The following is a 25,977-nucleotide window of genomic DNA, read 5'->3' on the forward strand; positions in this document are numbered from 1 at the left end:
GACGCCGTGAGGGCGCCTCGAGATGACGAAGGAGCCGGTGCAATGACGCAGTCCTCGGCTGCCCAGACGAAGTCCACCGACGGCAGCAAGGCGCTGTACGGGGGCAAGGGCACACGCCGCATCACCGTTCGCGACCTCGCGCTCGCCAAGGAGCGGGGCGAGAAGTGGCCCATGCTCACCGCGTACGACGCGATGACCGCTTCCGTCTTCGACGAGGCCGGGATCCCCGTGATGCTCGTCGGCGACTCGGCGGGCAACTGCCACCTCGGGTACGAGACGACCGTCCCCGTCACCCTCGACGAGATGACCATGCTGTCCGCGGCGGTCGTACGCGGCACCTCCCGCGCGCTGATCGTCGGCGACCTGCCCTTCGGCTCCTACCAGGAGGGGCCGGTGCAGGCGCTGCGCTCGGCGACCCGGCTGGTCAAGGAGGCCGGGGTCGGGGCCGTGAAGCTGGAGGGCGGCGAGCGCTCGCACCGCCAGATCGAGCTGCTGGTGGAGTCGGGCATCCCGGTCATGGCCCACATCGGCCTCACCCCGCAGTCCGTGAACTCCATGGGCTACCGGGTGCAGGGCCGCGGCGAGGAGGCGGCCGCCCAGCTGCTGCGCGACGCCAAGGCCGTGCAGGACGCGGGCGCGTTCGCGGTGGTGCTGGAGCTGGTGCCGGCCGAGCTGGCGGCCGAGGTCACGCGGGTGCTGCACATCCCGACGGTCGGCATCGGCGCCGGTCCGGAGACCGACGCCCAGGTGCTGGTGTGGACCGACATGCTCGGGCTGACCGGCGGCCGGGTGCCGAAGTTCGTCAAGCAGTACGCGAACCTGCGCGAGGTCATGGGCGACGCGGCGAAGGCGTTCGCGGAGGACGTCGTCGGCGGAACGTTCCCGCTGGACGAGCACTCCGTCCACTGAGGCCGGTTCCGCACCACGACAGCCCGCCGACCGTCCCCCGTCGGCGGGCTGTCCCCCTGTACGGCTCCCGTCCAGGGCCTCCCGGGGGTCCGTCGATGGCCTGCCGCCGCCCGAGGCGGCGATCTGCCGGTGCCCGTGGCGACGGCCCGTCGGTGACCTGCCGGCGCCCGTGCCGACGGCCCGCCGATGGCCTGTCGGCGATCTGTCGGTGATCTGTCGGTGCCCGTCGGCTTCTGTCGGTGGCCTGTCGGCGGTTTGTCGGCGTGGGCTGACAGCGTTCCCGGCATGACACGAATCGACAAGAACTCCAGCGGCGGCGGGAACGCCGTCACCGTACGGGGGATGGTCAAGCACTACGGCGAGACCAGGGCGCTGGACGGCGTCGACCTGGACGTGCGCGAGGGCACCGTGATGGGTGTGCTCGGGCCGAACGGGGCCGGAAAGACCACCCTCGTACGGATCCTGTCCACCCTCCTGAGCCCGGACGCCGGCCGGGCGACCGTCGCCGGGTACGACGTGCTGCGCCAGCCCCGGCAGCTGCGCCGGGTCATCGGGCTCACCGGTCAGTACGCGTCCGTCGACGAGAAGCTCCCCGGGTGGGAGAACCTCTACCTCATCGGCCGGCTGCTCGACCTGTCCCGCAAGGACGCCCGGACCCGCGCCGACGAGCTGCTGGAGCGGTTCTCCCTCACGGACGCGGCCAAGCGCCCCGCGAGCACCTACTCCGGCGGCATGCGGCGCAGGCTCGACCTGGCCGCGTCGATGATCGGACGCCCGCAGGTGCTGTTCCTGGACGAGCCGACCACCGGGCTCGACCCCCGCACCCGCAACGAGGTCTGGGGCGAGGTCAAGCGGATGGTCGGCGACGGGGTGACCGTCCTGCTCACCACCCAGTACATGGAGGAGGCCGAGCAGCTCGCCTCCGAGCTGACCGTCGTGGACCGGGGCAAGGTCATCGCGGGCGGCGCCATCGAGGAGCTGAAGGCGAAGGTCGGCGGCCGCGCGCTGCGGGTCCGCCCGGCCGACCCGGCGCAACTGCGCCCGCTCGCCGGGTGGATCGACGACCTCGGCCTCACCGGCCTCGCGAGCACCACCGTGGACACCGAGCGCGGCTCGGTCCTGGTCCCCGTCCTCAGCGACGAACAACTGACCGCCGTGGTCGGCGCGGTCACCGCGCGAGGCATCACGCTGGCCTCCGTCACCACCGAACTGCCCAGCCTGGACGAGGTGTTCCTGTCCCTCACCGGCCACCGGGCCGGCGCCGCGGACGACACCGCGCCCGCCGACACCCTTGAGGAGGTCTCCGTATGAGCACCACGACCGCTCCGATCGCCGGCGTGGAGCCGGACGCCCGCATCCCGCTGCGCGGCCACCTGCGCCACACGGGGGCTCTGATCCGGCGCAACCTGCTGTGGATCAGGCAGGACCCCGAGTCGATGTTCGACGCGCTGCTGATGCCGATCGTCTTCACCCTGCTCTTCGTGTACGTCTTCGGCGGCTCGATCGGGCAGGCGCTGGGCGGCGGCCAGGACGGCTACGTCCAGTACGTGATCCCCGGCATGATCGCGATGATGAGCATGACGCTGTCCCAGGGCGTCGGCACCGGCTTCAGCCAGGACTTCAACTCCGGCGTCATGGACCGGTTCCGCTCGCTGCCGATCGGGCGCGGCTCGGTGCTGTTCGCGAAGATCTCGGTGGAGATCGTCCGGATGCTCTTCGCGACGACCGTGCTGATGATCGTCTCCGTCCTCGTCGGATTCGACATCGAGAGCTGGCCGGGACTGTTCGCCGCCGTGGGCCTGTCCACCGTCTTCGCCTCGTCGATCATGTGGGTGTTCCTCACCCTGGGCGTGGTCCTGAAGAACGCGCAGTCCGTGCAGGCCATGGGATTCCTGGTGCTCTTCCCGCTCCAGTTCGGCTCGTCGATCTTCGCGCCCACGGCGTCGATGCCGGGCTGGCTCCAGGCCTTCACCGACTACAACCCGCTGTCCGCGCTCGCGGACGCGGCGCGCGGTCTGATGTCCGGCGGCCCGGTCGCGCACGGCCTGTGGATCACGCTGGCCTGGTCGTTCGGGCTCACCGCGCTGATGGCCCCGGTCGCGATCCACAAGTTCCGCACCAAGAGCTGAGCGCGTCGGCCCACGGGGGTCCGCGCGTGATCCCGCTCGTGACCCGCGCGTTCACAACGGTGCGCGCTCCACCAGGGCGGTGGCCTCCTCGTAGGAGAGGCCGCCGCCTTCGGCGTAGGCGGACGCGAAGTCCCGCTCGCCGAGGGCGGCACGGGTGCGGTGCACGGCCGTGTCGTGCGCGTCGCGCTCCCAGCGCGACGGCACGTGCCCCGCCGGCAGCAGCGCGTCCGCGGCGCCCAGGCAGCGGGCGGCGGTCCCGGCCCGGCTGCCGCCGTCCGCGCCGGCGAGGGTGGTCGCGGCGACGCACAGGTAGACCGAGCGCATCTGCGGGGCGATGGCCAGGGACAGCGGGTCGGCGGCCCGCCGCAGCGCGGCGCGGACGCCGGTCAGGGCCTGCGCGTACCGTTCCTCCACCGCGTCCAGCCAGGCCTCCGCGCCCTGCACGAACGCGTCGAAGACGGCGAAGTGGCCGAAGTCGAAGCTCTCGCGCAGCAGCCGCAGCTGCTCGCGCGCCTCGGCCCGGCGGCCGGTGGTGCCGAGCCAGCCGGCGAGGAAGAGACGGGCCGCCGGGACGGCCTCGTGGCCGATGTGCTCGGGCCCGTCGATCACCTCGCGGAGCATGCGTTCGCCCCGCTCCCCGTCCCCCGCCTCCAGCAGCACGCTGCCCAGCCGCGCGGCGAGGACCGCGGCCTGCGCCCGCGCGTTCAGCCGCTCGGCGTGGTCGATGGCGTCCTCGTAGTCCGCGGCCGCCCTGGTGTAGGCGCCCAGCCGCTCGTGGGCCTCGGCGCGGGCGGAGAGCGCCTCGGCGGTGCCCCAGGCGTCGCCGAGCCGCCGGAAGATCTCCAGCGCCTCGTCGGCGTCACGGAAGGCGCCCCGGGCCCAGTCGGACCGGTTGGCGAGGACGTTGGCGCGCATCTGCAGACAGGAGGCCAGCTCCCACTCGTAGCCCGGCGTGCGGCGGCAGGTGTCGACGTTGGCGTCGATGATCTCGCGGATGCGCTCCTGGTCGCCGGTCATCAGCACGGCGAAGAACCAGATCAGGCCGGGCGTCCGGCAGGTCTGCGGGAGGCCCGGCTCGTAGGCCTCGGCGATCAGACGCAGCTTGGTCCGCGCGGCCGGGTTGTGCCAGGCCGCCAACTCGGTGTCCATGCAGGCGAGATGCGCCAGGTGGACGCCTCGGCGGGCCTCCAGGAGGTTCTCGCCGGTCAGCGGCGGCGGGGCGTCGGTGCACGGCTGCCACACCGGGGCGGCCCGGCGCAGCGGCTCGGCGAACGGGTCGGGGCCCAGGGCCATGACCTCGACGCACCAGCCGCGGGCCTCCAGGCGCAGATCGCGCAGCTGCCAGTACCAGACCAGCGACAGGGTGAGGACGAGCGCCTCCTGCTCGTCGCGCGCGTCGACGGCCCGGCGCAGCGCCGTGCGCAGGTTCTCGTACTCCAGCTGGAGTCGCTCGACGGCCGCCAGCTGACCGGGTCCGCGCAGCAACGGGTCGGTCGTGCGGGCGAGTTCGCGGTAGTACGTGAGATGGGCGCGCTCGGCCGCCTCCCGTCCCCCGGACTCGTCCAGCCGCTCGCCCGCGTACTCGGCGACGGTCTCCAGGAGCCGGTAGCGCATGCCCCCGCCGGGCGTGGGAGCGGCGACGACGAGCGACTTGTCGACGAGGGAGGCGAGGGCGTCCAGGGGGGTGCGGCCCGCGCGGGAGGCGCTCGACGGCGGGCGGGAGCCGCGGGCTCCGCGGGTGCTCGCGGCGTCCGCGGGCCCGGCGACGTACGGCGCGGGCGGGGCGGGCGGGGCGCAGACGGCCTCGATCGCGGCGAGGTCGCAGCCGCGGGCGAAGACGGAGAGCCGGGCCAGGACGTCGCGTTCGTCGTCGTCGAGCAGGTCCCAGGACCAGTCGACGACGGCCCGCAGGGTCTGCTGGCGGGGCAGGACCGTGCGGCTGCCGGAGGTCAGGAGGCGGAACCGGTCGTCGAGCCGGCCGGCGATCTGCCGGGGCGTCAGCATCCGCAGCCGGGCGGCGGCGAGTTCGACGGCCAGGGGCAGTCCGTCGAGGCGGCGGCAGATCTCGGCGCAGGCCTCGGGGTCGTCCTCGACGCGGAAGCCCGGACGCGCGGCCGCGCCCCGGTCGGCCAGCAGGCGCAGCGCGGCCGGCTCGGACAGCGGGTCCAGCGGGCGCAGGACCTCCCCCGGCACGCCGAGGGGCTCGCGGCTGGTGGCCAGCACCGTCACCCCGGGGCAGCGCGCCAGCAGTTCCTCGACGAGCCGGGCGGCCGCCTCCACCACGTGTTCGCAGTTGTCCAGGACGAGGAGCATGCGGCGTCGGGAGCAGTGCTCCACCAGCCGCTCCACGGGGTCGCCGCGGCGCTCGGCGACGGCCCGCAGTTCCTCGGCCCCGGCGCCGTACAGGACGGTCTCGCGGGCGCCCACGGCGGTGAGGACGGTCTGCGCCACGGCGCCCGGGTCGGCGACGGGCGCGAGTTCGGCCAGCCAGACGCCGTCGCGTGCCGTGTCCCCGACGGCCTCGGCGGCCTCCTGCGACAGCCGTGTCTTGCCGGCCCCGCCGGGGCCCAGCAGCGTCACCAGACGGGCGCGCGCCAGGTCGCCCCGCAGGGCCTTCATGTCGTCCTCACGGCCGACGAACGAGGTGAGCCGGGCCCGGAGGTTGCCGCGCGGCGGCGAGGCCGCGGACCGGGAACCCCGCGCCGACCGCACGGCCGCCCCTTCCGGCTCGCCCTCGGGACCGGCGGGCCCCCCTGCGGCTGCGTGGGCTCGCGCCCGTTCGGCGGCTTCCGCTCCCGGCGGGGACGCAGCGGTGCGGGCGGTCGGCGGGTCGAGCAGTTCGGCGTGCAGGGCGCGCAGCTCGGGCCCGGGGTCGGCGCCGAGGCGGTCGGCCAGCAGTCGGCGCACCTCGTCGTAGGCGGCCAGCGCCTGGGCGGTGCGGCCCGCGTCGCGCAGGGCGCGCAGCCGCAGCGCCTGGAGCGGCTCGTCCAGCGGGTGCGCGTCGCACAGCGCGGTCAGCTCGGGCAGCGCCTGCCCCGCCTGGCCGAGAGCGAGGGCGGCGCTGTGCCGGGCGCGCAGCGCGTCCACGCGGCGGGCCTCCCAGCGGGCCGCCTCGGTCACCCGGTCGGGCAGGTCGGCGAGGGCCTGGCCGTGCCACAGGGCGAGGGCGTCGTCGAGCAGGACGGCCGCCTTGGCGGGGTCGCCGTCGGCCAGGGCGCGCGTCCCGTCGCCGGCCAGCCGCTCGAAACGGTGCAGGTCGACGTCGTCGGGGGCGGCCGCCAGCCGGTAGCCGCCGTCGGCGGAGCGGATCGCGTCCGCCCCGAGGGCCCGGCGCAGCCGCCCGACGAGCGCCTGGAGCGCGCCCGGCGCGTCGGCGGGCGGGTCCCCGGCCCACACCTCCTCCGTCAGCAGCCCGGCCGGCACGCTGCGCCCGGCCCGCAGCGCGAGCACGGTGAGCAGGGCGCGCAGCCGCGCTCCGCCGACGGCGACGGGGGTCCCGTCGGGGCGGAGCGCCTGGGTGGTGCCGAGAATGCGGTAGCGCACGGGGTTCATTGTCCCTGGCCCGGACGGCGGGGGTCACGGGGTTCGCCGGAGTGGCGGCGGACGCGGTGGCGCCGGGCGGACGCGGGACGGGCCGCCGGCCAGGACGCCGAAGCCTCCGGGCCCCGGAGCGCGGGCCCCGGAAGCCCGGTGCACCGCTCCGCTCCGGGCGGAACCAGAGGCCCGGCACGAGACGTTTCCCCGGTGTGCCCGGTACGGTCGGGCAGTTCCACACGTGCGTACGACCTCAGGGGGCCCCATGACGACCGCCACCACCCGCCGGGGCGAGCGGAGGATCAGTCCCGTCTTCGTCGGCATCCTGGCCGTGACGGCCGTCACCGGATGGGCGACCTGGACGGGCTTCGCCGAACAGCCCGGCGTCGCGGTGTTCCTGTTCGTCACGGCGGCCTGGATCGTGTCCCTGTGCCTGCACGAGTACGCGCACGCGCGGACGGCCCTGCACAGCGGGGACATCTCGGTCGGGGCGAAGGGCTATCTCACGCTCAACCCGCTCAAGTACACGCACGCGCTGCTCAGCGTCGTGCTGCCGGTGCTGTTCGTGATCCTGGGCGGCATCGGTCTGCCGGGCGGGGCGGTGTTCATCGAGCGCGACCGCATCCGGGGCCGGTGGCGGCACAGTCTGATCTCGGCGGCCGGACCGCTGACGAACGTGCTGTTCGCGGTGGTGTGCACGGCCCCGTTCTGGCTGGACGCGCTGGACGGCGTGCCGGACGACTTCCGCTTCGCGCTCGGCTTCCTCGCCATGCTCCAGGTGACGGCGGCGATCCTGAACTTCCTGCCGGTGCCGGGCCTGGACGGCTACGGGGTCGTCGAGCCCTGGCTGTCGTACGACGTCAAGCGGCAGGTCGAGCCGTTCGCGCCGTTCGGCCTGCTGTTCGTGTTCGCCCTGCTGTGGGTGCCGTCGGTGAACGGCGCGTTCTTCGACATGGTCGACGCGCTGCTGCGCGGCCTGGGCATCAGCGACGTCGACACGTACTGCGGTCAGTCGCTGTACCGCTTCTGGGAGGGCACGAACGAGTTCTGCTCGGTCGGCCGCTGAGCCGGGACGGGCCGGGCCGTGATCCCGGTGCACGGGCGGCCTCGGCCGGCCCGTGGGGCGGGGCGCCCGTGGGGCGGGTCAGCCGGTGGGCTGGGTCCGGTCCGCCCTGCGCGCCTTGTCCCGCTTCATGTAGTACCAGGTCATGTTGGACGACAGGCCCGCGAGCAGCACCCACACGATGCCCAGGAGGCTGCCCTGGACGAAGGAGACGACCGCCGCGGCCACGGCGAGGACGCAGACGACGAGGCTGTAGAGGGCGAGTCGCCGGGTCGGGCTGGGCGGGGGCACGGCGGGCATGTCGGTCGGCTCCTGTCGGGGGACACTGCTTCGCCGTCCAGTGTCCCCCATCCGCTCAGACGTCGGTGACGCGCAGCCCGGCGTGGGCCTTGTAGCGGCGGTTGACCGAGATCAGGTTGGCGACCAGGGACTCCACCTGGTGCGCGTTGCGCAGCCGGCCCGCGAAGACGCCGCGCATGCCGGGGATGCGGCCGGCCAGGGCCTGCACGATCTCGACGTCGGCCCGCTCCTCGCCCAGCACCATCACGTCGGTGTCGATCTCGTCGATCCGCGGGTCCTGGAGGAGGACGGCCGACAGGTGGTGGAAGGCGGCGGCGACGCGCGAGTCCGGCAGCAGGGCCGCGGCCTGCTCCGCCGCGCTGCCCTCCTCCGGCTTGAGCGCGTAGGCGCCCTTCTTGTCGAAGCCGAGCGGGTTGACGCAGTCCACGACGAGCTTGCCGGCCAGCTCCTCGCGCAGGGACTCCAGCGTCTTGCCGTGGCCCTCCCACGGGACGGCGACGACCACGATGTCGCTGCGGCGCGCGGTCTCGGCGTTGTCGGCGCCCTCGACGCCGTGTCCGAGTTCCTCGGCGGCGGCCAGGGCGCGGTCGGCGGCGCGCGAGCCGATGATCACCTTCTGGCCGGCCTTGGCGAGGCGGTAGGCGAGGCCCTTGCCCTGCGGGCCGGTGCCGCCGAGCACGCCGACGACCAGTCCGGAGACGTCCGGAAGGTCCCAGGGGTCCTTGGCGGGGGCCTTCGCCGGGGCTTCCCCGGACGTGTGGTGGGCACTGTCGGTAGAGGTCATGGGCCGACTTTACGTCGGCGCGTCCGGCGGCCCTTCCCCATGTCGGGTGAACGGGCGGCGAACCCGGTGCCGGGGACGGCCGGGTGCGGCAGCATGCGGGCGCATGGACGCCGTACGGGTCGCGCTGCTGCGCGAGGTGCTCGCCGGGACCGAGTGGCTCGGGGCCACCCGGAGGTTCGCCGGGGTGCTGCGGGGATCGGTCGTGTCGCACGGGGGCGGGCTGCTGCTGGCGGGGACGGCGGAGTACGAGCCGTGGCACCTCGCGGCGCACCTGGTGGACGAGGCGGCGTGGTCCGGCACGCCGGAGCTGGCGCCGACGCTGGTCCGCCACGAACCGCGCCCCGGCGACCCCGCGCACCTCTCGGTGGGGCCGGGCCGCATCGAGGCGGCGCGGCGGGGCGAGACGCTGCTGGTGGCGTCGCCGTCGGCGGACGCATCTCTGCTGGAACGGGTGGCGGACGCCCGCCGGGCCGGGGTCACCGTGCTCGCCCTCGGTCCCGAGGAGGCGGAGCTGACGGCTCTGGCGCACGAGACGCTGGCCGTGCCGGACGGCTCCGAGCTGGACCTGGACACCGTGCAGCACCTGGTGAGCGCGGCGGCCGGCGAGACGCTGCCGCCGGCCCGGGGCCGCCGCCGCCTGGCCGACCGTCTCTCCCGCCTCGCCGAACGCCTGACAGCCCCACCCCCACCCCCTTGGTGACGCCGGGAAAAGGAGTTGTCCGCGGCTCTTGCGGCGGCCGAGCATGACCCTTCGTGACAGATTCCGGCGCCGCCACCGTTCCCCCGCCCTCCGACTCCCCCTCGGGTCTGCGCGGGCTGCTTCCCGACCTCGCCCCGTGGCGGACCTCGCGGGACTTCCGGCGGCTGTGGGTCTCGGGGGCGGTGTCGACGTTCGGCAGCTTCCTCACCTTCGTCGCGGTGCCGGTGCAGGTGAAGGAGCTGACCGGGTCGGCCGCCGCCGTCGGGGCGATCGGCGCGGTGGAGCTGGTGCCGCTCCTGGTGTTCGGGCTGTACGGCGGTGCGCTGGCGGACGCGTGGGACAAGCGCGGGCTCATCCTGTGGACGGAGGCCGGGCAGGGGCTGCTGAGCGCGGTGCTGCTGGTCAACGCGGTGCTGCCGGGGCCGGCCGTGTGGCCGCTGTACGTGGTCGCGGCGCTGTCGTCGGCCCTGGGCTCCGTGCAGCGGCCCGCGCTGGACGCGTTGTGGCCGCGGATCGTCGCCCATGAACAGCTGCCGGCGGCGGCCTCGCTGAACGCCCTGCGGTGGACCGTGGGCGGGGTCGCGGGGCCGGCCGTCGCCGGCGTCGTCGTCGCCTACGCGGGCCTGGGCTGGGCCTACGCCGCCGACCTGCTGACCTTCGTCGTCTCGCTCGCGCTGGTCGTGCGCATCGCGTCCTCCCCGGCGGCCCGGGAGGCCGCCCGGCCCTCCCTGCGGGCGATCGCCGAGGGCGCCCGGTATGCCTGGAACCGCAAGGAACTGCTCGGCACGTACGCCGTCGACCTGGCCGCGATGTTCTTCGCGATGCCCCTCGCCGTGCTGCCCTTCCTCGCGGACGAGCTGCACGCGCAGTGGTCGCTCGGGCTGATGTACGCGGCCGTGCCGGCCGGGGCGCTGGTGGTGAGCGTGACGAGCGGCTGGACGGGGCGGGTGCACCGGCACGGGCGGATGGTGGTGCTGTCGGCCGCCCTGTGGGGTGCGGCGATCGCCGCTGCGGGGCTGGTGGGGAACGTCTGGTGGGTGCTGCTCTGCCTGGCCCTGGCGGGCGGCTTCGACATGGTCAGCGGGGTGTTCCGCGGGATCATGTGGAACCAGACGATCCCGGACGAGCTGCGCGGGCGGCTCGCCGGGATCGAGTTGCTGTCGTACTCGGTGGGGCCGACGGTCGGCCAGGTGCGCAGCGGCGGTCTCGCGGCGTGGCTGGGGGTGCGGACGTCGGTGTGGTCGGGCGGGGTGCTGTGCGTGGGCGCGGTGGGGCTGCTGGCGCTGTGCCTGCCGGGGCTGATGCGGTACGACGCGCGCACGGACGAGCACGCGGCGCGGGTGCGGGCGCAGCGGTCGGCGGCCGCGCCCTCCCTGGAGGGCTGACCGCCCGGCCGGTCAGTCCTCGTCCCCCGCGCCCGTCGCGCCGCCCGTCGGCGCGTCGTGCCAGTGGGGGTCGTTCTCCCACTGGAGGTTGCGCTCGCGGGCGCTCTCCATCGCGTGCTCGGCCTCCGTACGGGTGGCGTACGGGCCGAACCGGTCCTTGGCCGGGCACTCGGGCCCTTCCTCGACCTTCTTGTGCTCCAGGCAGTAGTACCACTCGCCCGGTTTTCCGGCGGTCCGCTTCTTGAACAGGGGCATGACGGCTCCTCTCGCCATCGTCATGTTCCCCCATGGCGTCTCGTTAGACTCACTGGCATGTCTGGCCAGTCGCTGCTCGTTCCGGGGGAGCTGTCCCCCACCCGTTCCGTGCCCGGAAACATCCGCCGCCCCGAGTACGTGGGCAAGCCGGCGCCGACGCCCTACACCGGACCGGAGGTGCAGACGCCCGAGACGATCGAGGCGATGCGCCGGGCCGGCCGGATCGCCGCGCAGGCGATGGCGGAGGCCGCGAAGCTGATCTCGCCGGGGGTCACCACCGACGAGCTGGACCGGGTGGCGCACGAGTACATGTGCGACCACGGCGCCTATCCGTCGACGCTGGGCTACCGCGGCTTCCCGAAGTCGCTGTGCACGAGCGTCAACGAGGTGATCTGCCACGGCATCCCGGACTCGACGGTCCTGCGGGACGGCGACATCGTCAACCTGGACGTGACGGCGTACATCGGCGGGGTGCACGGCGACAACAACGCCACGTATCCGGTCGGGGACGTCGACGACGAGTCGCGGCTGCTGGTGGAGCGGACCCGGGAGTCGCTGGAGCGGGCGATCAAGGCGGTCAGGCCCGGCCGGCAGATCAACATCATCGGCCGGGTCATCGAGTCGTACGCCAAGCGGTTCGGGTACGGGGTGGTGCGGGACTTCACCGGTCACGGCATCAACTCGTCGTTCCACTCCGGGCTGATCGTCCCGCACTACGACAGCCCGCACGCGACGACGGTCATCCAGCCCGGGATGACGTTCACGATCGAGCCGATGCTGACGCTCGGCACGCACGAGTACGACATGTGGGACGACGGCTGGACCGTGGTGACCAAGGACCGCAGGCGCACGGCCCAGTTCGAGCACACGCTGGTGGTGACGGAGACGGGGGCGGAGATCCTCACCCTGCCGTAGCCGTGGTGCGACGAAGGCCCGCCCTCTTCGGAGGGCGGGCCTTCGTCGCGCGTGGGCCGGCGCGCCGGCGCGGGTGCGGCGGACGGGCCGGGCCCCCTCGGTTCACGGCGAGGGGGCCCGGCGCCGGGTCAGATCCGGTCGCAGTGCTTGCCGGCCCAGAAGATGTCCGCCGACACCGTGTCGACCGCGCCGATGTACGGGCTGCAGACGCCCTCGTCCCCGCCGAAGTGGTGGTGCTGGCGGGGGCCATCGTCGGCGGTGGCGGTCGTGGCGCCGGCGGCGGCGAGAGCGATGCCGAGGACGGTCGCGGCCAGGACTGAACGGATGCGCATGGTGTTCCTCTCACGGGGCGAGTGGTCACGCCCAGAGGTCCCCGCTCCCCTCGCGCCGCACACTCCACACCACCCGTACGGACCCCAGGCCCTGGCCCGAAGGGCTCAGCGCTCCAGGAAGACCCGGCCGCCGACCTCGACCCAGCCGTGCGGCTGCGGGGCCGTCAGGATCTGGGAGCCCGCGCCCTGGGTGATGTTCAGGGCGCGGCCCAGTCGTTCGGTGAGCAGGAGGGCCGCCGCGCCGGTGGCCTCGTCCTCGTCGATGCCGTCGTCGCGGCCGGGGAAGGCGCGGGCGCGGACGCGGCCGGCGGGCTCGTCCTCCCAGGCCCAGGCGTAGATCCATTCGCCCTTGGGCGGCACGGGGAGGCCGTCGACCTCGGCGGCGGTCGCGTACTGCCGCAGGGTGCGCGGCGGGACCCATTCGGCGCGCGCCTCGATCCAGGTGAACTCCCCGTCCAGCCGGGTGCCCACGACGCCGGCCGGGGTGACCAGCTCGGGCACGTCGAGCAGCCAGGCGACGCCCACGCACGGGTGGCCGGCGAAGGGCAGCCGGAGGGTGGGCGTGTAGATGTCGACGACCCCGCGCTCGGGGTCGTCGACGAACACCGTCTCGCTGAAGCCGAGTTTCGCCGCGAGGTCCTGCCGGTCCTCGCGGGCGGGGAGCACCGAGCCTTCGCGGACCACGCCCAGTTCGTTGCCGTAGCCGCCGTTCGGCGCGCAGAAGACGCGGAGCACGTCGTAATCAGTCACCGGGGAATTGAAGCACCGCCGGGGCGGCCGCCCGCGTGGTGGCCGAGGCGGGCGAAGCGGAACCTTTGAATCTCCTTTGACTCTCCGTTGACGTCCGCTTGGCCCGACCGTGATCGGCTCGTGCTCTTACAGCGTCTATGAGAGGTGAATCACGGCCTGGACGGGTATTACGCAGGTAAGCCTTGGATAAGTTAGGCGAGCCTCACCAATCCGTGTGAGCCCTGTCACGCGATTTTTCAGCCACCGCTGGGAGCCCGAATGCGAGCCGCCAGACTGTCCGCCGTCACCGCCGTAGCCGCCGTCACGGCTCTGGCCGCCGTCACCGGCTGCACCTCCAAGAGCGACGCGAAGGACGGCGACCGGGTCATCGGCGTGACCGCCACCGACTCCACGTGCGAGACCTCCAAGAAGGAGATCCCCGCCGGGCACGTCGAACTGGCCGTCGAGAACAAGGGCTCCAAGGTCACCGAGGTCTACCTGCTCTTCCCCGACGACCGGATCGTCAGCGAGCGCGAGAACATCGGCCCCGGCACCAAGCAGCGCGTCACCGCCGAGGTGAAGGCCGGCGAGTACCGCATCGCCTGCAAGCCGGGCATGAAGGGCGACGGCATCCGCCAGACCCTCAAGGTCACCGGCGGCTCGGCCGCCCAGCGCGACCCCCGGCTGGACAAGGCCGTCGCCGCCTACCGCGCCTACGCGCAGACCCAGGCCGACGAGACGCTCCCGAAGGCCGCCGTCTTCGCCGCCGCGGTCAAGACCGGGAACATCGAGGCCGCCAAGAAGGCGTACGCGCCCTCGCGCATCGGCTGGGAGCGCACCGAGCCGGTCGCCGAGTCGTTCGGCGACATCGACCCGCTGGTCGACGTCCGCGCCGACGGCCTGGAGAGCGGCCAGAAGTGGACCGGCTGGCACCGGCTGGAGAAGGCCCTCTGGCAGGACAAGAAGATCGGCCCCGAGGAGAAGACCCTCGCCGACAAGCTCGTCACCGACCTGACCGACTGGCAGAACCGGGTCGGCAAGGCCGTGATCACCCCGACCTCCATGGCCAACGGCGCCAAGGAACTCCTCGACGAGGTCGCCACCGGCAAGGTCACCGGCGAGGAGGAGCGCTACTCGCACACCGACCTGGTCGACTTCAAGGCCAACGTCGAGGGCGCGCAGCAGTCCTACGAGCTGCTCAAGCCGGTCGCCAAGGAGAACGACGGGGCCCTGGTCACCGAGCTGGACAAGCAGTTCGCCGCGCTGGACGCGCTGCTGGACAAGTACCGCCCGAACACGACGTCGTACGAGTTCACCTCCTACGACAAGGTCGGCGCCGCCGGCCGCAAGGAGCTGTCGGACGCGGTCAACGCGCTCGCCGAGCCCCTGTCCAAGCTCGCCGCCGCCGTCGCCAAGTAACCGAGGGGCATCACGAACATGACGGAGTCGGAGAACCCGGACAGCCCGGACAGCCCGGAGAACGCGGAGAACCCGGGGAACAGGGCCGGAGGCCCGTCCCGGCGGTCGCTGATCGGCTGGGGCGGCGCCGGGCTCGCGATCGGCGCCGCCGCGGCCGGCGGCGCGGTCGCGATGACCCGCGCCGGCAACGACGTCGACCCGGCGGGCGCCGACACGGGCGCCGCCGTCGGCTTCCACGGCGCCAACCAGGCGGGCATCGCCACCCCCGTGCAGGACCGGCTGCACTTCGCCGCGTTCGACGTGACGACGACCGACCGCGACGAGTTCGTCCGGCTGCTCAAGGACTGGACGGAGGCGGCCCGCCGGATGACGGCCGGGAAGGCGGTCGGTGAAGGCGCCTACGGCGGTCTGCCCGAGGCCCCGCCGGACGACACCGGTGAGGCGCTGGGTCTCAAGCCGTCCCGGCTGACCCTGACGGTCGGGTTCGGTCCCTCCCTGTTCAAGAAGTTCGACCTGGCCGACCGGAGGCCGGACGCGCTCGTCGACCTGCCCACGTTCGCCGGGGACGCCCTCGACCCGGCCCGCAGCAACGGCGACCTGTGCGTGCAGGCGTGCGCGGACGACCCGCAGGTCGCCGTGCACGCGATCCGCAACCTGGCCCGCATCGGCATGGGCAAGGTCGTCATCCGCTGGTCGCAGCTGGGCTTCGGCAAGACCTCCTCCACCACGCCCGACGCGCAGACCCCGCGCAACCTGATGGGCTTCAAGGACGGCACCCGCAACATCGCCGGCACGGAGACGGACCGGCTGAAGAAGTTCGTGTGGGTCGGCGACAAGGACGTCGACGCGAAGTCCGCCTGGATGGTGGGCGGTTCCTATCTCGTCGCCCGGCGCATCCGCATGCACATCGAGACCTGGGACCGCACCCCGCTCCAGGAGCAGGAGGACATCTTCGGCCGCGACAAGGGCGAGGGCGCTCCGGTGGGCAAGGCCAAGGAGCGCGACGAGCCGTTCCTGAAGGCGATGAAGCCCGACGCGCACGTGCGGCTCGCGCACCCCGACGCCAACCACGGGTCGACGATCCTGCGCCGCGGCTACTCCTTCACCGACGGCACCGACGGTCTGGGACGGCTGGAGGCGGGGCTGTTCTTCCTCGCCTACATGCGCGACGTGGGCAACGGGTTCGTCCGCATCCAGCGCAATCTGGCGACCGACGCGCTCAACGAATACATCCAGCATGTGGGTTCGGCCGTCTTCGCCGTCCCGCCAGGCGTCCGCGACAAGGACGACTGGTGGGGCCGGACGCTGTTCTCCGAGGAGGCGTAGCCCGTGTTCTCCAACTACCTGATCGGACTGCGCGAGGGCCTGGAGGCCTCTCTCGTCGTCTGCATCCTCATCGCCTACCTGGTGAAGACCGGCCGCCGCGACGCGCTGAAGCCGGTGTGGACCGGCATCGCCATCGCGGTGCTCCTCGCGATGGGCTTCGGCTGCGTCCTCGAATTCGGTTCGCAGGAGCTGACGTTCAAGGCGCAGGAGGCGCTCGGCGGCTCCCTGTCGATCGTCGCGGTCGCGCTGGTGACGTGGATGGTGTTCTGGATGCGGCGCACCGCCCGGCACCTGAAGTCCGAGCTGCACGGCAGGCTGGACGCGGCCCTCGCGATGGGCACGGGCGCGCTGGTGGCCACCGCGTTCCTCGCGGTCGGTCGGGAGGGCCTGGAGACGGCCCTGTTCGTGTGGACGTCCGTCCACGCGGCCGGCGACGGCACCCCGCGCCCGCTGATCGGCGCGGCGCTCGGCCTGGCGACGGCCGTCCTGCTGGGCTGGCTGTTCTACCGCGGCGCGCTGCGGATCAACCTGGCGAAGTTCTTCACCTGGACGGGCGGCATGCTCGTCGTCGTGGCCGCGGGCGTGCTGGCGTACGGCGTCCACGACCTCCAGGAGGCCGACTGGATCGCGGGCCTGACGGACCGGGCGTTCGACGTCAGCGGCACGATCCCGCCGGACAGCTGGTACGGCACGCTGCTGAAGGGCGTGTTCAACTTCCAGCCCGACCCGACGGTTCTCCAGGTCACGGTGTGGCTGCTCTACCTGGTCCCGACGCTCGCGCTGTTCCTCGCCCCGGTAGGGTTCGCCTCCGGGAAGGGGAAGGTGAAGTCGCCTGATGACCAGGGAACGCAGCCTGACGACCGGGGTTCGCAAGCGTCGAGGACTCCGCAGGCGTGACCGGTACGCCCTCGTGGCGGCCTCGCTCGTCGCCGTCTCGCTGACCGCGAGCGGCTGCGTGGTGGTCCACGGCGAGCGGGAAGTGCTCCCGTCCGCCACCCGGGGCGAGGCCGTCGAGGCCGTCGAGCAGTTCACGGCCGCGTACAACAAGGCGGACGCGGCGTACGACGGTTCGCTGGACGCGGAGCACACCGCCGGCGCCCTCGCCGTCATCGACGCGGCCCGGCTGAAGGCCGGCCGGCTCAACCACCCGAAGGGCAACCCGAAGCACACGCCGCTGGTGCTGTCGGACGTGAAGTACACGATCCCCGAGAAGGCGGGCTGGCCGCGCTGGTTCGTCGCCGACGCCAAGGGCAGCAAGGGCGGCGACGCGCGCTGGCTGCTGGTGTTCACCCGTGAGGGGCGGACCCGCCCGTGGCAGGCCACCTACCTGACGCTGATGACGCCGGGCGCGGTGCCCGAGTTCCGGAAGGACGAGGACGGGTGGGCCGAGGCCGTGCCCGCCGGCGCCGCCGGACTCGCCCTGGCCCCCGCTGACATGAGCAAGGACTACGCGGCCTATCTGCGCAGCGGCCGGGGCGCCTTCGCCGACGGCGAGTACACGAGCGCGCTGCGCGCCTCGCGGGCGAAGAACGCCACGAAGCCGGGCCTGGCCACCCAGTACGTCGACCAGCCGCTGACCGAGGGCGCGTACGCGCCGCTGGCGCTGCGCACCGTCGACGGCGGGGCGCTGGTGTTCTTCACCACCCACCACTACATGAAGCAGACGGCCGCCGCGAACGCCGCCGTCCCCACCCCGAACGCGGACGTGCGCGCGCTGACGACCGGCGAGATCAAGCAGTCGCTGACGATGGAGTTCGTCGCCGCCGACGTCGCGCTGAGCCCCGCGAAGGGCGCCAAGGGCGGCAAGGTGTCGGTGCTGAGCCGGCTGGAGGGATTCACCGGCGCCAAGGGCGAGTGAGGCCTGCGCCGTCGCCCTCGCCCTCGCCGTAGCGGCCGGACGTACCGCGCTCGGGCCCGCGCGTCCTCGCGGTCACCGGCTCAGCGGCCAGGCGCCCGTCGAGTGGTCCTGGCCCTGCCCGGTGTGGCGGGCGCAGGCGTCGGTGAGGGTCTCCAGGAGGGTCAGCGGGTCGGGCAGGGGGTGCTCGGGTCCGCGCAGCCAGTGCACGGTCCGGTCGTCCTCACCGGTGAGGCGGGCGGGCGGCACGAGGACGTAGGAGCCGCGGCAGTGCCAGCGCAGGCCGGGGTGCTCGTCCATGGTCTCGGGGTGGCAGTCCAGCTCGCAGGGCCACCACTCGTCCTCGTCCTCGGGGGTGCCGCGGGTGAGGGTGAAGAAGAGCAGGCGTCCGTCGTCGCTCTCGGCCACCGGGCCGACCGCGACGCCCGCGCCGAGCAGCCGTTCCAGGGCCTCCCGGCCGGCTTCCAGGGGCACGTCGAGGACGTCGTGCGTGGTGCCGGTGGCGGTGATGAAGTTGGCCTGAGGCTGGTGCCGGGCCCAGCGCTCGACCTGGGCGCGGTCGGTCGTGGACTGCGTCTGCCAGGCGAAGGACACCGGGTGGCGGGCGGGGGTCGGACAGCCGACCCGGTCGCAGGAACAGCCGTAGCCCGGAGCCGGGTGCGCGGCGGGCGCCAGCGGCAGGCCCGCTTCGGCGGCGGCCAGCAGCAGGGCCTCACGGTCGCCGCCGTCGGCGGCCTCGGTCGGGCCGCTCGCGCGCAGCCACTCCGTGAGTCTTCCCCACAGTCCGGTCCGGCCGTCGAACTCCGCGCTCATCTGTCCCCTCGCCTCGCTGGTGCGGCCAGCATGCCCTATCGTCGCACCTTCCGGCGCATCGGGGCCCCTGCCCGTGAATCGGGGCAGGTGGGACGGGTGTGGCCAGAGCGGTCCATGTGCGGCCGATGTGCCCCGGAACCCCGGTCCGGTCAGCGGGGGGCGAGGCCGTGGAGCGCGTAGTCGACCAGGGCGTCGGTGTACTCGTAGGTGATGGGTCCCGTGTACTGGAGCCAGCGCTGGGCGAGCGGGGAGATGAAGAACTCCAGGGCGATGCGCGGGTCGAGGTCGGCGCGGACCTGGCCGGCCCGCTGGGCCGAGCGCAGCCGGTCGACGTACAGCTGGATGGACGGCTCCAGCAGCCGCGCCGTGAACTCGCGGCCCACCTGCTCGTTCACCACGCCCTCGGCGGCCAGCGCCCGCGAGGGCGCCTCGAAGCGGGGGTCCTTCAGCTGGTCGACGGTGGCCCGCAGGACGGCCTTGAGGTCGGCGGCGAGGTCACCGGTGTCGGGGATGGCGTAGGGCTCGCCCCCGGCCGGGCCGGCCTCGCGGGCGGCCTGGTCGCCGAGGTCCAGGAACGCCTCCAGCAGGACGTCGGCCTTCGACCCCCACCAGCGGTAGATGGTCTGCTTGCCGACGCCCGCGCGGGCGGCGATGCCCTCGATCGTGGTCCTCGGGTAGCCGACCTCCGCCACCAGCGCGAGGGCCGCGTCGTAGATGGCGCGCCGGGACCGCTCGCTGCGACGGCTGGTGTCGGGGGCCGGCTTGCCGGGCTGGGTGACCATGCCCCGACGGTACCAAGTTGTGAGACGACGCGTCTCGCGAGCGGTCCGGACGGGCGCCGGGACCCGCGCCTCAGGGGGGGCCGGCGACCGATCAGGAGGCTTCCTGCGGGTAGCGGACGCCGATGCGTTCGCGGACCGCGTCCAGCGTCCGCATCACGGCGAGGCTTCCGTCGAGGGGGATCAGCGGCGACTCGGTCTCACCGGCCCGCAGCGCGCGCATGACCTCGCGGGCCTCGTGCCGGAACGTCGTACGGGGGCCGTCGGCCGGGTCGGCGGCGAACTCCTGCGGGTCCCGGCCGGCCCGGTGCAGCACCAGCCGGTCGGGGTGGAAGAAGCCGGACGGGATGTCGATGCGGCCGCTCGAACCGGTGACGGAGGCGGTCGTGCCGGTCCCGCCGGAGATCGAGCAGTGCAGCGTGGCGAGCGCACCGGAGTCCCAGGACAGCGCCAGCGCCGTCTGCAGGTCGACGCCCTCGGCGGACATCACGGCCTGGGCGGCGATGCCCGAGGGCTCGCCGAGCAGCAGGTGGGCGAAGGAGACCGGGTAGACGCCGAGGTCGAGGAGGGCGCCGCCGCCCTGCGCGGGGTCGCGCAGCCGGTGCGAGGGCGGGAAGGGCCCCTCGAGGCCGAAGTCGGCCTGCACCGTGCGGACCTCGCCGATCGCGCCGTCGTCGACGAGGGCCTTGAGGCGGCGGATGACCGGGTTGCAGTACATCCACATGGCCTCCATGAGGAAGCGGCCGTTGCTCCGGGCCAGCGCGACGAGCTCCTCGGCCTCGCCCGCGTTCAGCGTGAACGCCTTCTCGCACAGCACGTTGCGCCCGGCCTCCAGGCACAGGCCGGCCGCGGTGCGGTGCGCGGCGTGCGGGGTGGCCACGTAGACGACATCGATGTCCTCGTCGGCCGCGAGGGCGGCCCAGTCGCCGTAGGCCCGCGGAATGCCGAAGCGGTCGGCGAACGCCTTGGCGGAGGCCTCGCTGCGCGAGGCGACCGCGACGACCTCGGCGTCGGGCAGGTCGATCAGGTCCGCCGTGAACGCGCCGGCTATGCCGCCCGTCGCCAGGATCCCCCACCGCACCGTGTCCGTCGTCATACCCTGCCCCGCCCTCGTGCCGTCCCGTCAGTGTGTTCGAGCTGAGAGCATAGGTGGCCGGGACGTCGCAGAGGGAGGGGCAACCACATGCCGCAGGGCGGGACCGTACCCGAGGCGCCGCAGGCAGCCGTCCTCGCGCCGCCGCGCGGCCGGCGCACGACGGGGCTGCTCGTCACCCTCGTCCTCGGCGGGCTGACCGCCACTCCCCCGCTGGCGATGGACATGTACCTCCCGGCGCTGCCGGAGGTCACCCGCACCCTGCACGCGCCCGCGGCGACGGTGCAGCTCACCCTCACCACGTGCCTGGCGGGCATGGCGCTGGGGCAACTGGTCGTCGGCCCGATGAGCGACCGGTGGGGCCGCAGACGCCCCCTGCTCGCCGGGCTCGCGGTGTACGTCGTGGCGACCGCGCTGTGCGCCCTGGCGCCGACCGTCGAGACGCTGATCGCGTTCCGGCTGCTCCAGGGGCTCGCGGGCGCGGCCGGGATCGTGATCGCGCGGGCCGTCGTCCGGGACCTCTACGACGGCGTGGCGATGGCCCGCTTCTTCTCCAACCTGATGCTGGTCTCCGGGGTCGCCCCGGTGGTGGCGCCGCTGATCGGCGCGCAGATCCTGCGGACGACGGACTGGCGGGGCGTGTTCGCGCTGCTCACGGCGATCGGGCTGCTGCTGGCCGTCCTGGTCTGGTTCAGGCTCCCGGAGACGCTGCCCGCCGAGGACCGGCACGCGGGCGGGACCGGCGAGGCCCTGCGCTCGATGCGCCGGCTGCTGTCCGACCGCCCGTTCACCGGCTACGTCCTCACCGGCGGCTTCGCCTTCGCCGCGCTGTTCGCGTACATCTCGGCCTCGCCGTTCGTGATGCAGGAGATCTACGGCGCCTCGCCGCAGACGTTCGGCCTGCTGTTCGGCGCGAACTCGGTCGGGCTGGTGGCGGCCGGCCAGGTCAACGGCAAGATCCTCGTGGGGCGGGTGCGGCTGGACCGGGTGCTGGCGGGCGGCCTGGCGACGGTCACGCTGGCCGCGACCGCGCTGCTGCTGATGACGACCGGCGTGTTCGGCGAACCCGGACTGGCCCCGGTGGCCGCCGCGCTGTTCGTGCTGATGTCCGCGATGGGCGTGACGCTGCCCAACGCGCAGACGCTGGCCCTGACGCGGGTCCGGCACTCGGCCGGCTCCGCCTCCGCCCTCCTGGGCACCTCCTCGTTCCTGATCGGCGCGATCGCCACCCCCCTCGTCGGGATCGCCGGGGAGCGCAGCGCCGTCCCGATGGCCGTCGTCCAGGTGGCCGCCGCACTGGTGGCCTCGGCCTGCTTCGTGGTTATGTGCCGTCCCTGGACGGACCCGGGGACGCCCGACGGCGCTCACCCGGGTCCGGAACCTTCGAGAGCGGGAGAAGAGAACTGAGCGCACCGAGACTGCGCGTCGACACTCCGGAGCGGGCCGGGCTCGACCCGGAGGAGACGCGGCTGCTGGTCCGTGACGTCGCCGACCTCACGGCGGGCGACCGGCCCTGGGCGCCCGGCGCCGTCGTGGTCGCCGGGCGCGGCCCGGTGATCGCCGTGGAGGAAGCCGTGGGCTGGGCGGTGCGGTACGCGGCCTACGATCCGGCGGCCGACGCGGGTGTGGAGCTGCCGCCCGCGGCTCGGGTCGCGATGACCGTGGACACCCCGTTCGACCTGGCCTCCCTCACCAAGCTGTTCACCTCCGTCGCGGCGGTCCAGCAGATCGAGCGGGGCACCCTCGGCATCGACGCCCGCGTCGGGGCCTACCTGCCCGACTTCACCGCGGCCGCCGCGCACGACGTCACCGTCCGCCGACTCCTCACCCACACGTCCGGGCTGCGCCCCGAGCTGCCCCTGTACGACTGCCCGGACGACGCCGCGCGGCTGGAGCTGCTGCGCGCCGAGGAGCCGGCCGGCGAGCCCGGCGAGTACCTCTACTCCGACCTGAACATGCTGCTGCTGCAACAGCTCCTGGAGCGGCTGACCGGGCGCACGCTGGACGTCCTGATCCACGAGGGCATCACCCGTCCGCTGGGCATGACCTCGACCTCGTTCGGGCCCTGCCCCGGCGCGGCCGCCACCGAGGACCAGCGGCGGCCGTGGGCCAAGGCGGACCGCGGGATGCTGCGGGGCGTGGTGCACGACGAGAACGCGTGGGCGCTGGGCGGGGTGGCCGGTCACGCGGGCCTGTTCTCCACCGGCCGCGACCTGGCGGTGTTCTGCCGGACGCTGCTGGCGGGCGGCTCGTACGGTCCCGCCCGCGTCCTCGGCCCCGACTTCGTGGAACTGCTGCTGACGCCGCCGGGGCTGGGCTTCGCGGTGGACCAGCCGTGGTTCATGGGCGAACTGGCCGGCGAGGGCGCGGCCGGCCACACGGGGTTCACCGGGACCTCGCTGGTCCTCGACCCGGCGACGGACACCTTCGTGGTGCTGCTGGCGAACACCGTCCACCCGGTGCGCCGGACGCCCGACAGCGCGCCGCGCGCCCTGGCGGGGACCCGGATGGCGATGGCGGTGCGCTGACTGGGCCCGGACCGGGCCCGGAACCGGCGGGGCCCTCGGTGAGGCGGATGCCCGGCGGGGGCCGGGACGGGTGGGGCTCGTGGTGCAGCAGGTGCAGCGCGTGTAGCGGATGACCGGGCTCAGGCATGGTGGGGCTCGTGGGGAGGCGGAGGCCCGGCGGGGCCCGCGACGGGTGGGGCTCGTGGGGAGGCGGAGGCCCGGCGGGGCCCGCGACGGGTGGGGCTCGTGGTGAGGCGGAGGCCCGGCGGGGCCCGCGACGGGTGGGGCTCGTGGTGAGGCGGATGCCCGGCGGAGCCCGCGACGGGTGGGGCTCGTGGTGAGGCGGATGCCCGGCGGAGCCCGCGACGGGTGGGGCTCGTGGGGAGGGCCGGGCCCGCGGCCTGAGAAAATCGGTGCGTGAACCTCTCCGCATCCGCCGCCGAGACCCTCCGTGCCGCCCTCGGAGACCTTCTCGACGGACTGCCGCCCAAGCAGGCCTCGCAGGCCGTCGACCGGCTGATCGCCAGCTACCGCGGCGCGACCCCGACCGACGCGCCGATCCTGCGCGACCGCGCGGACGTCGCCGCCTACGCCGCGTACCGCATGCCGGCCACGTTCGAGGCGGTGCGCTCGGCGCTGGAGGCGTTCGCCGACGCCGCTCCGGGGTGGACGCCGGACAGCCACGTCGACGTCGGCGGCGGGACGGGCGCGGCGACCTGGGCGGTGAACGCGACCTGGCCGGGGGCCCGCCCGGTGACCGTGCTCGACTGGGCGGAGCCCGCCCTGGCCCTGGGCCGCGAGGTGGCCGCCGCGCACCCGGCGCTCGGGGACGTCCGCTGGCAGCGCGCCCGCATCAACGCGTCGCTGACGCTGGAGAGCGCCGACCTCGTCACCGTCTCCTACGTCCTCAACGAACTGGCCGCGCCCGACCGGGCCGCCCTCGTGGACGCCGCCGCGTCGGCCGCGCGGGCCGTGGTGATCGTGGAGCCGGGCACGCCCGACGGGTACGCGCGGGTGATCGAGGCCCGCGACCGGCTGATCGCGGCCGGCTTCCGGGTCGCCGCGCCGTGCCCGCACAGCGCGGCCTGCCCGATCGCGCCCGGGTCGGACTGGTGCCACTTCTCGGCGCGGGTCAGCCGCTCCTCCCTGCACCGGCAGGTCAAGGGCGGCTCGCTGCCCTACGAGGACGAGAAGTTCAGCTATGTGGCGGCCGCCCGCTTCCCCGTCTCCCCGGCCCCCTCCCGCGTCGTGCGGCGGCCGCAGATCCGCAAGGGCCAGGTGCTCCTCGACCTGTGCGAGACCGACGAGCGGCTGAGCCGTACGACGGTGACGAAGCGACACGGCGAGCTGTACCGGGCGGCGCGGGACGCGGACTGGGGCGACGCCTGGCCGCCGGAGGCCTGAACGGAGGAGTCCTGACGCCGGGTCCGCCGGGTCCGCCGGGTCCTGACGGCGGAGTCCTCACGACTGGTTGCACGCGACGGCCGAATGGCGGACGGAAACGTCCCGCATGCCGGACCCCGGCTGCCCGCCCGGCCCTCCCGTACGCTGCGGGCCCATGGATGCGAAGACGAAGATCGCGGTCGTCACGGGCGCGGGATCGGGCATCGGCCGCGCCGTGGCCGTCGAACTGCTGCGCACGGGCTGGTCGGTGGCGCTGGCCGGGCGGCGCGTCGAGCCGCTGGAGGAGACGGCCGCGCTGGCGCCCGGAAGCCCCGGTCTCGCCGTGCGGACGGACGTCTCACGCCCGGAGGACGTGACGGCCCTGTTCACCGCCGTGCGCGAGCGTTTCGGGCGGCTGGACCTGCTGTTCAACAACGCCGGCATGTTCGGGCCGGGGGGCGTGCCGTTCGAGGACCTCCCCTTCGACGCCTGGCGGCACGTGGTGGACACGAACCTCAACGGGGCGTTCCTGTGTGCGCAGGGCGCGTACCGGCTGATGAAGGAACAGGAACCTCGGGGCGGACGGATCATCAACAACGGCTCGGTCTCGGCGCACGCGCCCCGGCCGCGCTCTGCCCCCTACACGGCGACCAAGCACGCGCTGACCGGCCTGACCAAGTCCCTCTCGCTGGACGGGCGGGCGTACGGGATCGCCGTCGGCCAGATCGACATCGGCAACGCGGCGACCGACATGACGGACCGGATGCGGACCGGCGTGCCGCAGGCGAACGGGGAGACCGCGCCGGAGCCGGTGATGGACGTCGCCGATGTGGCGCGCACGGTGCGGCACATGGCCGAACTGCCGCTGGAGGCGAACGTCCAGTTCGCGACGGTGATGGCGACCGCGATGCCGTACGTGGGGCGGGGCTGACGGGGCCGTCCCGGCCCACGGGTCGTCAACCGGGTCGTCAACTCGTCAACCTGCACAACCGGAATTTACCGGTCCGCACCATTGCGGCCGATGGCGGGCCTATGCTCAACTCTTCTGCACAGGAACTCCACATGTGCGGCACATGAGTTCCGCACGGCGGGACCGTAAGAGCCATACCGAGGGGGAGGGGCAGCCGTCCCACGACTCCGGGTGGGGGTGGACCTCGCAAGGGACCGCGAGGTGCACACCGGAGCCGCGGGACGGCTGCCGCACCATCTCCCGCCGGACGGGCACGGGCGGGCACGGGCGGGCACATCCTCTCCGCGGAGGGGATCGGCCGACTGGGGGCGTCGGCCCGGGGAGCCGTTACGCCTGCCCGGTCTCGAACCGGGAGATCCGGCCGTCCTCCGCGACGGTGAAGCTCCAGCGGGTGCGCATCTCGCCCCAGGTGTCGTTGCGGTAGTCCGCGAGCAGGGAGCGCCCTCCGTCCGACTCCTTGGTGACGTCGATGTGGCCGCGCGAGGAGAAGATCTCCCGGTCGGCCCACTCGGCCAGGTCCCGGTCGGAGCCGTCGTCCGCCATGGTCGCGTCGGGGGTCAGGAGACCGCGGAAGGCCTCCTCGTCATGGGCGTTGACGGCGGCGACGAAGGCCCGCACGGCCGGGTCGCTGAGTCTGTCGGTCTGGATCGCCATACGGGCCACACTCACACCGCGGGCCGGGCCCCGCCACCCGAACGGCTTCCAGAAGGGGCCGGGCGGGTGTGAGAGGTGCGACGGTGGAAACGCGTGAGAGGCATGAGAGACGTCCGCGGCGTTCCACCCCGATCCTCGCGACC

The 25,977-nt window shown here is 73.8% G+C and carries 25 protein-coding genes; 15 read left to right on the forward strand and 10 right to left on the reverse strand.

What is annotated here, in order from left to right; all coding sequences use genetic code 11:
- The first annotated feature begins 42 nt into the window (after positions 1–42).
- The 3 genes from panB (at position 43) to OG802_RS10095 (ending at position 3,038) form a co-directional block, all read left to right on the forward strand.
- Positions 43–909 (forward strand): 3-methyl-2-oxobutanoate hydroxymethyltransferase, encoded by an 867-nt coding sequence (gene panB / locus OG802_RS10085; protein WP_329409249.1) that lies wholly within the window; start codon positions 43–45, stop codon positions 907–909.
- Positions 910–1,194: 285 nt separating this feature from the next.
- Positions 1,195–2,220, forward strand: coding sequence for an ATP-binding cassette domain-containing protein (locus OG802_RS10090; RefSeq protein WP_329409252.1), 1,026 nt, complete (start codon positions 1,195–1,197; stop codon positions 2,218–2,220).
- A complete protein-coding gene (locus OG802_RS10095) occupies positions 2,217–3,038 on the forward strand; it encodes an ABC transporter permease (RefSeq protein ID WP_329409253.1) in 822 nt (273 codons plus the stop codon). The genes OG802_RS10090 and OG802_RS10095 overlap by 4 nt, the downstream gene beginning before the upstream one ends.
- A 51-nt stretch (positions 3,039–3,089) precedes the next feature.
- Here OG802_RS10095 and OG802_RS10100 read toward each other — a convergent pair whose 3' ends face one another.
- On the reverse strand, positions 3,090–6,590 hold the full coding sequence (locus tag OG802_RS10100) for an AfsR/SARP family transcriptional regulator (RefSeq protein ID WP_329409254.1): 3,501 nt from the start codon (positions 6,588–6,590) through the stop codon (positions 3,090–3,092).
- A gap of 247 nt (positions 6,591–6,837) precedes the next feature.
- Between OG802_RS10100 and OG802_RS10105 the strand changes: the two genes are divergently transcribed.
- Positions 6,838–7,638: a site-2 protease family protein gene (locus tag OG802_RS10105; protein WP_329409256.1), complete on the forward strand. Its 801-nt coding sequence runs from the start codon at positions 6,838–6,840 to the stop codon at positions 7,636–7,638.
- A gap of 78 nt (positions 7,639–7,716) precedes the next feature.
- Here the strand turns inward: OG802_RS10105 and OG802_RS10110 are convergent, their stop codons facing one another.
- Positions 7,717–7,986 (reverse strand): hypothetical protein, encoded by a 270-nt coding sequence (locus OG802_RS10110; RefSeq protein ID WP_329409258.1) that lies wholly within the window; start codon positions 7,984–7,986, stop codon positions 7,717–7,719.
- A 4-nt stretch (positions 7,987–7,990) separates the two neighbouring features.
- Positions 7,991–8,719, reverse strand: a complete 729-nt coding sequence (gene npdG, locus OG802_RS10115) for an NADPH-dependent F420 reductase (RefSeq protein WP_329409260.1) — start codon at positions 8,717–8,719, stop codon at positions 7,991–7,993.
- Positions 8,720–8,822: 103 nt separating this feature from the next.
- Here npdG and OG802_RS10120 point away from each other — a divergent pair, with 103 nt between their 5' ends.
- Both OG802_RS10120 and OG802_RS10125 read left to right on the forward strand, forming a co-directional pair.
- Positions 8,823–9,419 (forward strand): hypothetical protein, encoded by a 597-nt coding sequence (locus OG802_RS10120; RefSeq protein WP_329409262.1) that lies wholly within the window; start codon positions 8,823–8,825, stop codon positions 9,417–9,419.
- A gap of 53 nt (positions 9,420–9,472) precedes the next feature.
- Positions 9,473–10,804: an MFS transporter gene (locus OG802_RS10125; RefSeq protein WP_329409263.1), complete on the forward strand. Its 1,332-nt coding sequence runs from the start codon at positions 9,473–9,475 to the stop codon at positions 10,802–10,804.
- A gap of 12 nt (positions 10,805–10,816) precedes the next feature.
- On the opposite strand, the gene OG802_RS10130 is transcribed toward OG802_RS10125, so the two are convergent.
- Positions 10,817–11,059, reverse strand: a complete 243-nt coding sequence (locus tag OG802_RS10130; RefSeq protein WP_329409264.1) for a hypothetical protein — start codon at positions 11,057–11,059, stop codon at positions 10,817–10,819.
- Positions 11,060–11,116: 57 nt separating this feature from the next.
- Between OG802_RS10130 and map the strand changes: the two genes are divergently transcribed.
- Positions 11,117–11,974 carry a type I methionyl aminopeptidase gene (map, locus tag OG802_RS10135; RefSeq protein ID WP_329409265.1) on the forward strand — a complete coding sequence of 286 codons (858 nt, stop codon included), beginning with the start codon at positions 11,117–11,119 and terminating at the stop codon, positions 11,972–11,974.
- 128 nt (positions 11,975–12,102) lie between these two features.
- Here map and OG802_RS10140 read toward each other — a convergent pair whose 3' ends face one another.
- Both OG802_RS10140 and OG802_RS10145 read right to left on the reverse strand, forming a co-directional pair.
- A complete protein-coding gene (locus tag OG802_RS10140; protein ID WP_329409267.1) occupies positions 12,103–12,306 on the reverse strand; it encodes a hypothetical protein in 204 nt (67 codons plus the stop codon).
- A 105-nt stretch (positions 12,307–12,411) separates the two neighbouring features.
- Positions 12,412–13,056: a PhzF family phenazine biosynthesis protein gene (locus tag OG802_RS10145; protein WP_329409269.1), complete on the reverse strand. Its 645-nt coding sequence runs from the start codon at positions 13,054–13,056 to the stop codon at positions 12,412–12,414.
- Between the two features lie 258 nt (positions 13,057–13,314).
- Between OG802_RS10145 and efeO the strand changes: the two genes are divergently transcribed.
- Genes efeO through OG802_RS10165 form a run of 4 tightly spaced genes read left to right on the forward strand, consistent with a single transcriptional unit; the run spans position 13,315 to position 17,638 of the window.
- Complete coding sequence (gene efeO / locus OG802_RS10150) at positions 13,315–14,454, forward strand: iron uptake system protein EfeO (protein ID WP_329409270.1); 1,140 nt, start codon at positions 13,315–13,317, stop codon at positions 14,452–14,454.
- An 18-nt stretch (positions 14,455–14,472) separates the two neighbouring features.
- Positions 14,473–15,780 (forward strand): iron uptake transporter deferrochelatase/peroxidase subunit, encoded by a 1,308-nt coding sequence (gene efeB, locus OG802_RS10155; protein WP_329409272.1) that lies wholly within the window; start codon positions 14,473–14,475, stop codon positions 15,778–15,780.
- A 3-nt stretch (positions 15,781–15,783) separates the two neighbouring features.
- On the forward strand, positions 15,784–16,677 hold the full coding sequence (gene efeU, locus OG802_RS10160; protein ID WP_329409274.1) for an iron uptake transporter permease EfeU: 894 nt from the start codon (positions 15,784–15,786) through the stop codon (positions 16,675–16,677).
- On the forward strand, positions 16,616–17,638 hold the full coding sequence (locus OG802_RS10165; RefSeq protein ID WP_329409276.1) for a hypothetical protein: 1,023 nt from the start codon (positions 16,616–16,618) through the stop codon (positions 17,636–17,638). The genes efeU and OG802_RS10165 overlap by 62 nt, the downstream gene beginning before the upstream one ends.
- A 72-nt stretch (positions 17,639–17,710) precedes the next feature.
- On the opposite strand, the gene OG802_RS10170 is transcribed toward OG802_RS10165, so the two are convergent.
- The 3 genes from OG802_RS10170 to OG802_RS10180 form a co-directional block, all read right to left on the reverse strand.
- The gene (locus tag OG802_RS10170; protein WP_329409278.1) at positions 17,711–18,448 is read right to left on the reverse strand and encodes a bifunctional DNA primase/polymerase; all 738 of its coding nucleotides are present in this window, start codon (positions 18,446–18,448) and stop codon (positions 17,711–17,713) included.
- Positions 18,449–18,597: 149 nt separating this feature from the next.
- Positions 18,598–19,230 (reverse strand): TetR/AcrR family transcriptional regulator, encoded by a 633-nt coding sequence (locus OG802_RS10175; protein WP_329409279.1) that lies wholly within the window; start codon positions 19,228–19,230, stop codon positions 18,598–18,600.
- A 91-nt stretch (positions 19,231–19,321) separates the two neighbouring features.
- Entirely contained in the window at positions 19,322–20,323 is a 1,002-nt protein-coding gene (locus OG802_RS10180; protein WP_329409280.1) for a Gfo/Idh/MocA family protein, read from the reverse strand.
- A gap of 87 nt (positions 20,324–20,410) precedes the next feature.
- Here OG802_RS10180 and OG802_RS10185 point away from each other — a divergent pair, with 87 nt between their 5' ends.
- The 4 genes from OG802_RS10185 (at position 20,411) to OG802_RS10200 (ending at position 25,141) form a co-directional block, all read left to right on the forward strand.
- Positions 20,411–21,727 (forward strand): multidrug effflux MFS transporter, encoded by a 1,317-nt coding sequence (locus OG802_RS10185; RefSeq protein WP_329409282.1) that lies wholly within the window; start codon positions 20,411–20,413, stop codon positions 21,725–21,727.
- A complete protein-coding gene (locus OG802_RS10190; protein ID WP_443055441.1) occupies positions 21,655–22,848 on the forward strand; it encodes a serine hydrolase domain-containing protein in 1,194 nt (397 codons plus the stop codon). The genes OG802_RS10185 and OG802_RS10190 overlap by 73 nt, the downstream gene beginning before the upstream one ends.
- A gap of 396 nt (positions 22,849–23,244) precedes the next feature.
- Positions 23,245–24,231, forward strand: a complete 987-nt coding sequence (locus tag OG802_RS10195) for a small ribosomal subunit Rsm22 family protein (RefSeq protein ID WP_329409284.1) — start codon at positions 23,245–23,247, stop codon at positions 24,229–24,231.
- 154 nt (positions 24,232–24,385) lie between these two features.
- Positions 24,386–25,141, forward strand: coding sequence for an SDR family oxidoreductase (locus OG802_RS10200; protein ID WP_329409286.1), 756 nt, complete (start codon positions 24,386–24,388; stop codon positions 25,139–25,141).
- A gap of 366 nt (positions 25,142–25,507) precedes the next feature.
- On the opposite strand, the gene OG802_RS10205 is transcribed toward OG802_RS10200, so the two are convergent.
- Complete coding sequence (locus OG802_RS10205) at positions 25,508–25,834, reverse strand: nuclear transport factor 2 family protein (protein WP_329409287.1); 327 nt, start codon at positions 25,832–25,834, stop codon at positions 25,508–25,510.
- Positions 25,835–25,977 lie beyond the last annotated feature (143 nt).

The organism is Streptomyces sp. NBC_00704 (genome assembly GCF_036226605.1).
In the GTDB taxonomy this organism is placed as follows: domain Bacteria; phylum Actinomycetota; class Actinomycetes; order Streptomycetales; family Streptomycetaceae; genus Streptomyces.

Bases quoted from the DNA above. Each gene is read 5' to 3' on its own strand.
- OG802_RS10165 (WP_329409276.1), top strand. From the start codon at position 16,616: ATGACCAGGGAACGCAGCCTGACGACCGGGGTTCGCAAGCGTCGAGGA.
- OG802_RS10200 (WP_329409286.1), top strand. From the start codon at position 24,386: ATGGATGCGAAGACGAAGATCGCGGTCGTCACGGGCGCGGGATCGGGC.
- panB (WP_329409249.1), top strand. From the start codon at position 43: ATGACGCAGTCCTCGGCTGCCCAGACGAAGTCCACCGACGGCAGCAAG.
- OG802_RS10105 (WP_329409256.1), top strand. From the start codon at position 6,838: ATGACGACCGCCACCACCCGCCGGGGCGAGCGGAGGATCAGTCCCGTC.
- OG802_RS10130 (WP_329409264.1), bottom strand. From the start codon at position 11,059: ATGCCCCTGTTCAAGAAGCGGACCGCCGGAAAACCGGGCGAGTGGTAC.
- map (WP_329409265.1), top strand. From the start codon at position 11,117: ATGTCTGGCCAGTCGCTGCTCGTTCCGGGGGAGCTGTCCCCCACCCGT.
- OG802_RS10100 (WP_329409254.1), bottom strand. From the start codon at position 6,590: ATGAACCCCGTGCGCTACCGCATTCTCGGCACCACCCAGGCGCTCCGC.
- OG802_RS10140 (WP_329409267.1), bottom strand. From the start codon at position 12,306: ATGCGCATCCGTTCAGTCCTGGCCGCGACCGTCCTCGGCATCGCTCTC.
- OG802_RS10180 (WP_329409280.1), bottom strand. From the start codon at position 20,323: ATGACGACGGACACGGTGCGGTGGGGGATCCTGGCGACGGGCGGCATA.
- OG802_RS10090 (WP_329409252.1), top strand. From the start codon at position 1,195: ATGACACGAATCGACAAGAACTCCAGCGGCGGCGGGAACGCCGTCACC.
- efeO (WP_329409270.1), top strand. From the start codon at position 13,315: ATGCGAGCCGCCAGACTGTCCGCCGTCACCGCCGTAGCCGCCGTCACG.
- OG802_RS10095 (WP_329409253.1), top strand. From the start codon at position 2,217: ATGAGCACCACGACCGCTCCGATCGCCGGCGTGGAGCCGGACGCCCGC.
- OG802_RS10175 (WP_329409279.1), bottom strand. From the start codon at position 19,230: ATGGTCACCCAGCCCGGCAAGCCGGCCCCCGACACCAGCCGTCGCAGC.
- npdG (WP_329409260.1), bottom strand. From the start codon at position 8,719: ATGACCTCTACCGACAGTGCCCACCACACGTCCGGGGAAGCCCCGGCG.
- OG802_RS10110 (WP_329409258.1), bottom strand. From the start codon at position 7,986: ATGGGGGACACTGGACGGCGAAGCAGTGTCCCCCGACAGGAGCCGACC.
- OG802_RS10120 (WP_329409262.1), top strand. From the start codon at position 8,823: ATGGACGCCGTACGGGTCGCGCTGCTGCGCGAGGTGCTCGCCGGGACC.
- OG802_RS10185 (WP_329409282.1), top strand. From the start codon at position 20,411: ATGCCGCAGGGCGGGACCGTACCCGAGGCGCCGCAGGCAGCCGTCCTC.
- efeB (WP_329409272.1), top strand. From the start codon at position 14,473: ATGACGGAGTCGGAGAACCCGGACAGCCCGGACAGCCCGGAGAACGCG.
- OG802_RS10170 (WP_329409278.1), bottom strand. From the start codon at position 18,448: ATGAGCGCGGAGTTCGACGGCCGGACCGGACTGTGGGGAAGACTCACG.
- OG802_RS10205 (WP_329409287.1), bottom strand. From the start codon at position 25,834: ATGGCGATCCAGACCGACAGACTCAGCGACCCGGCCGTGCGGGCCTTC.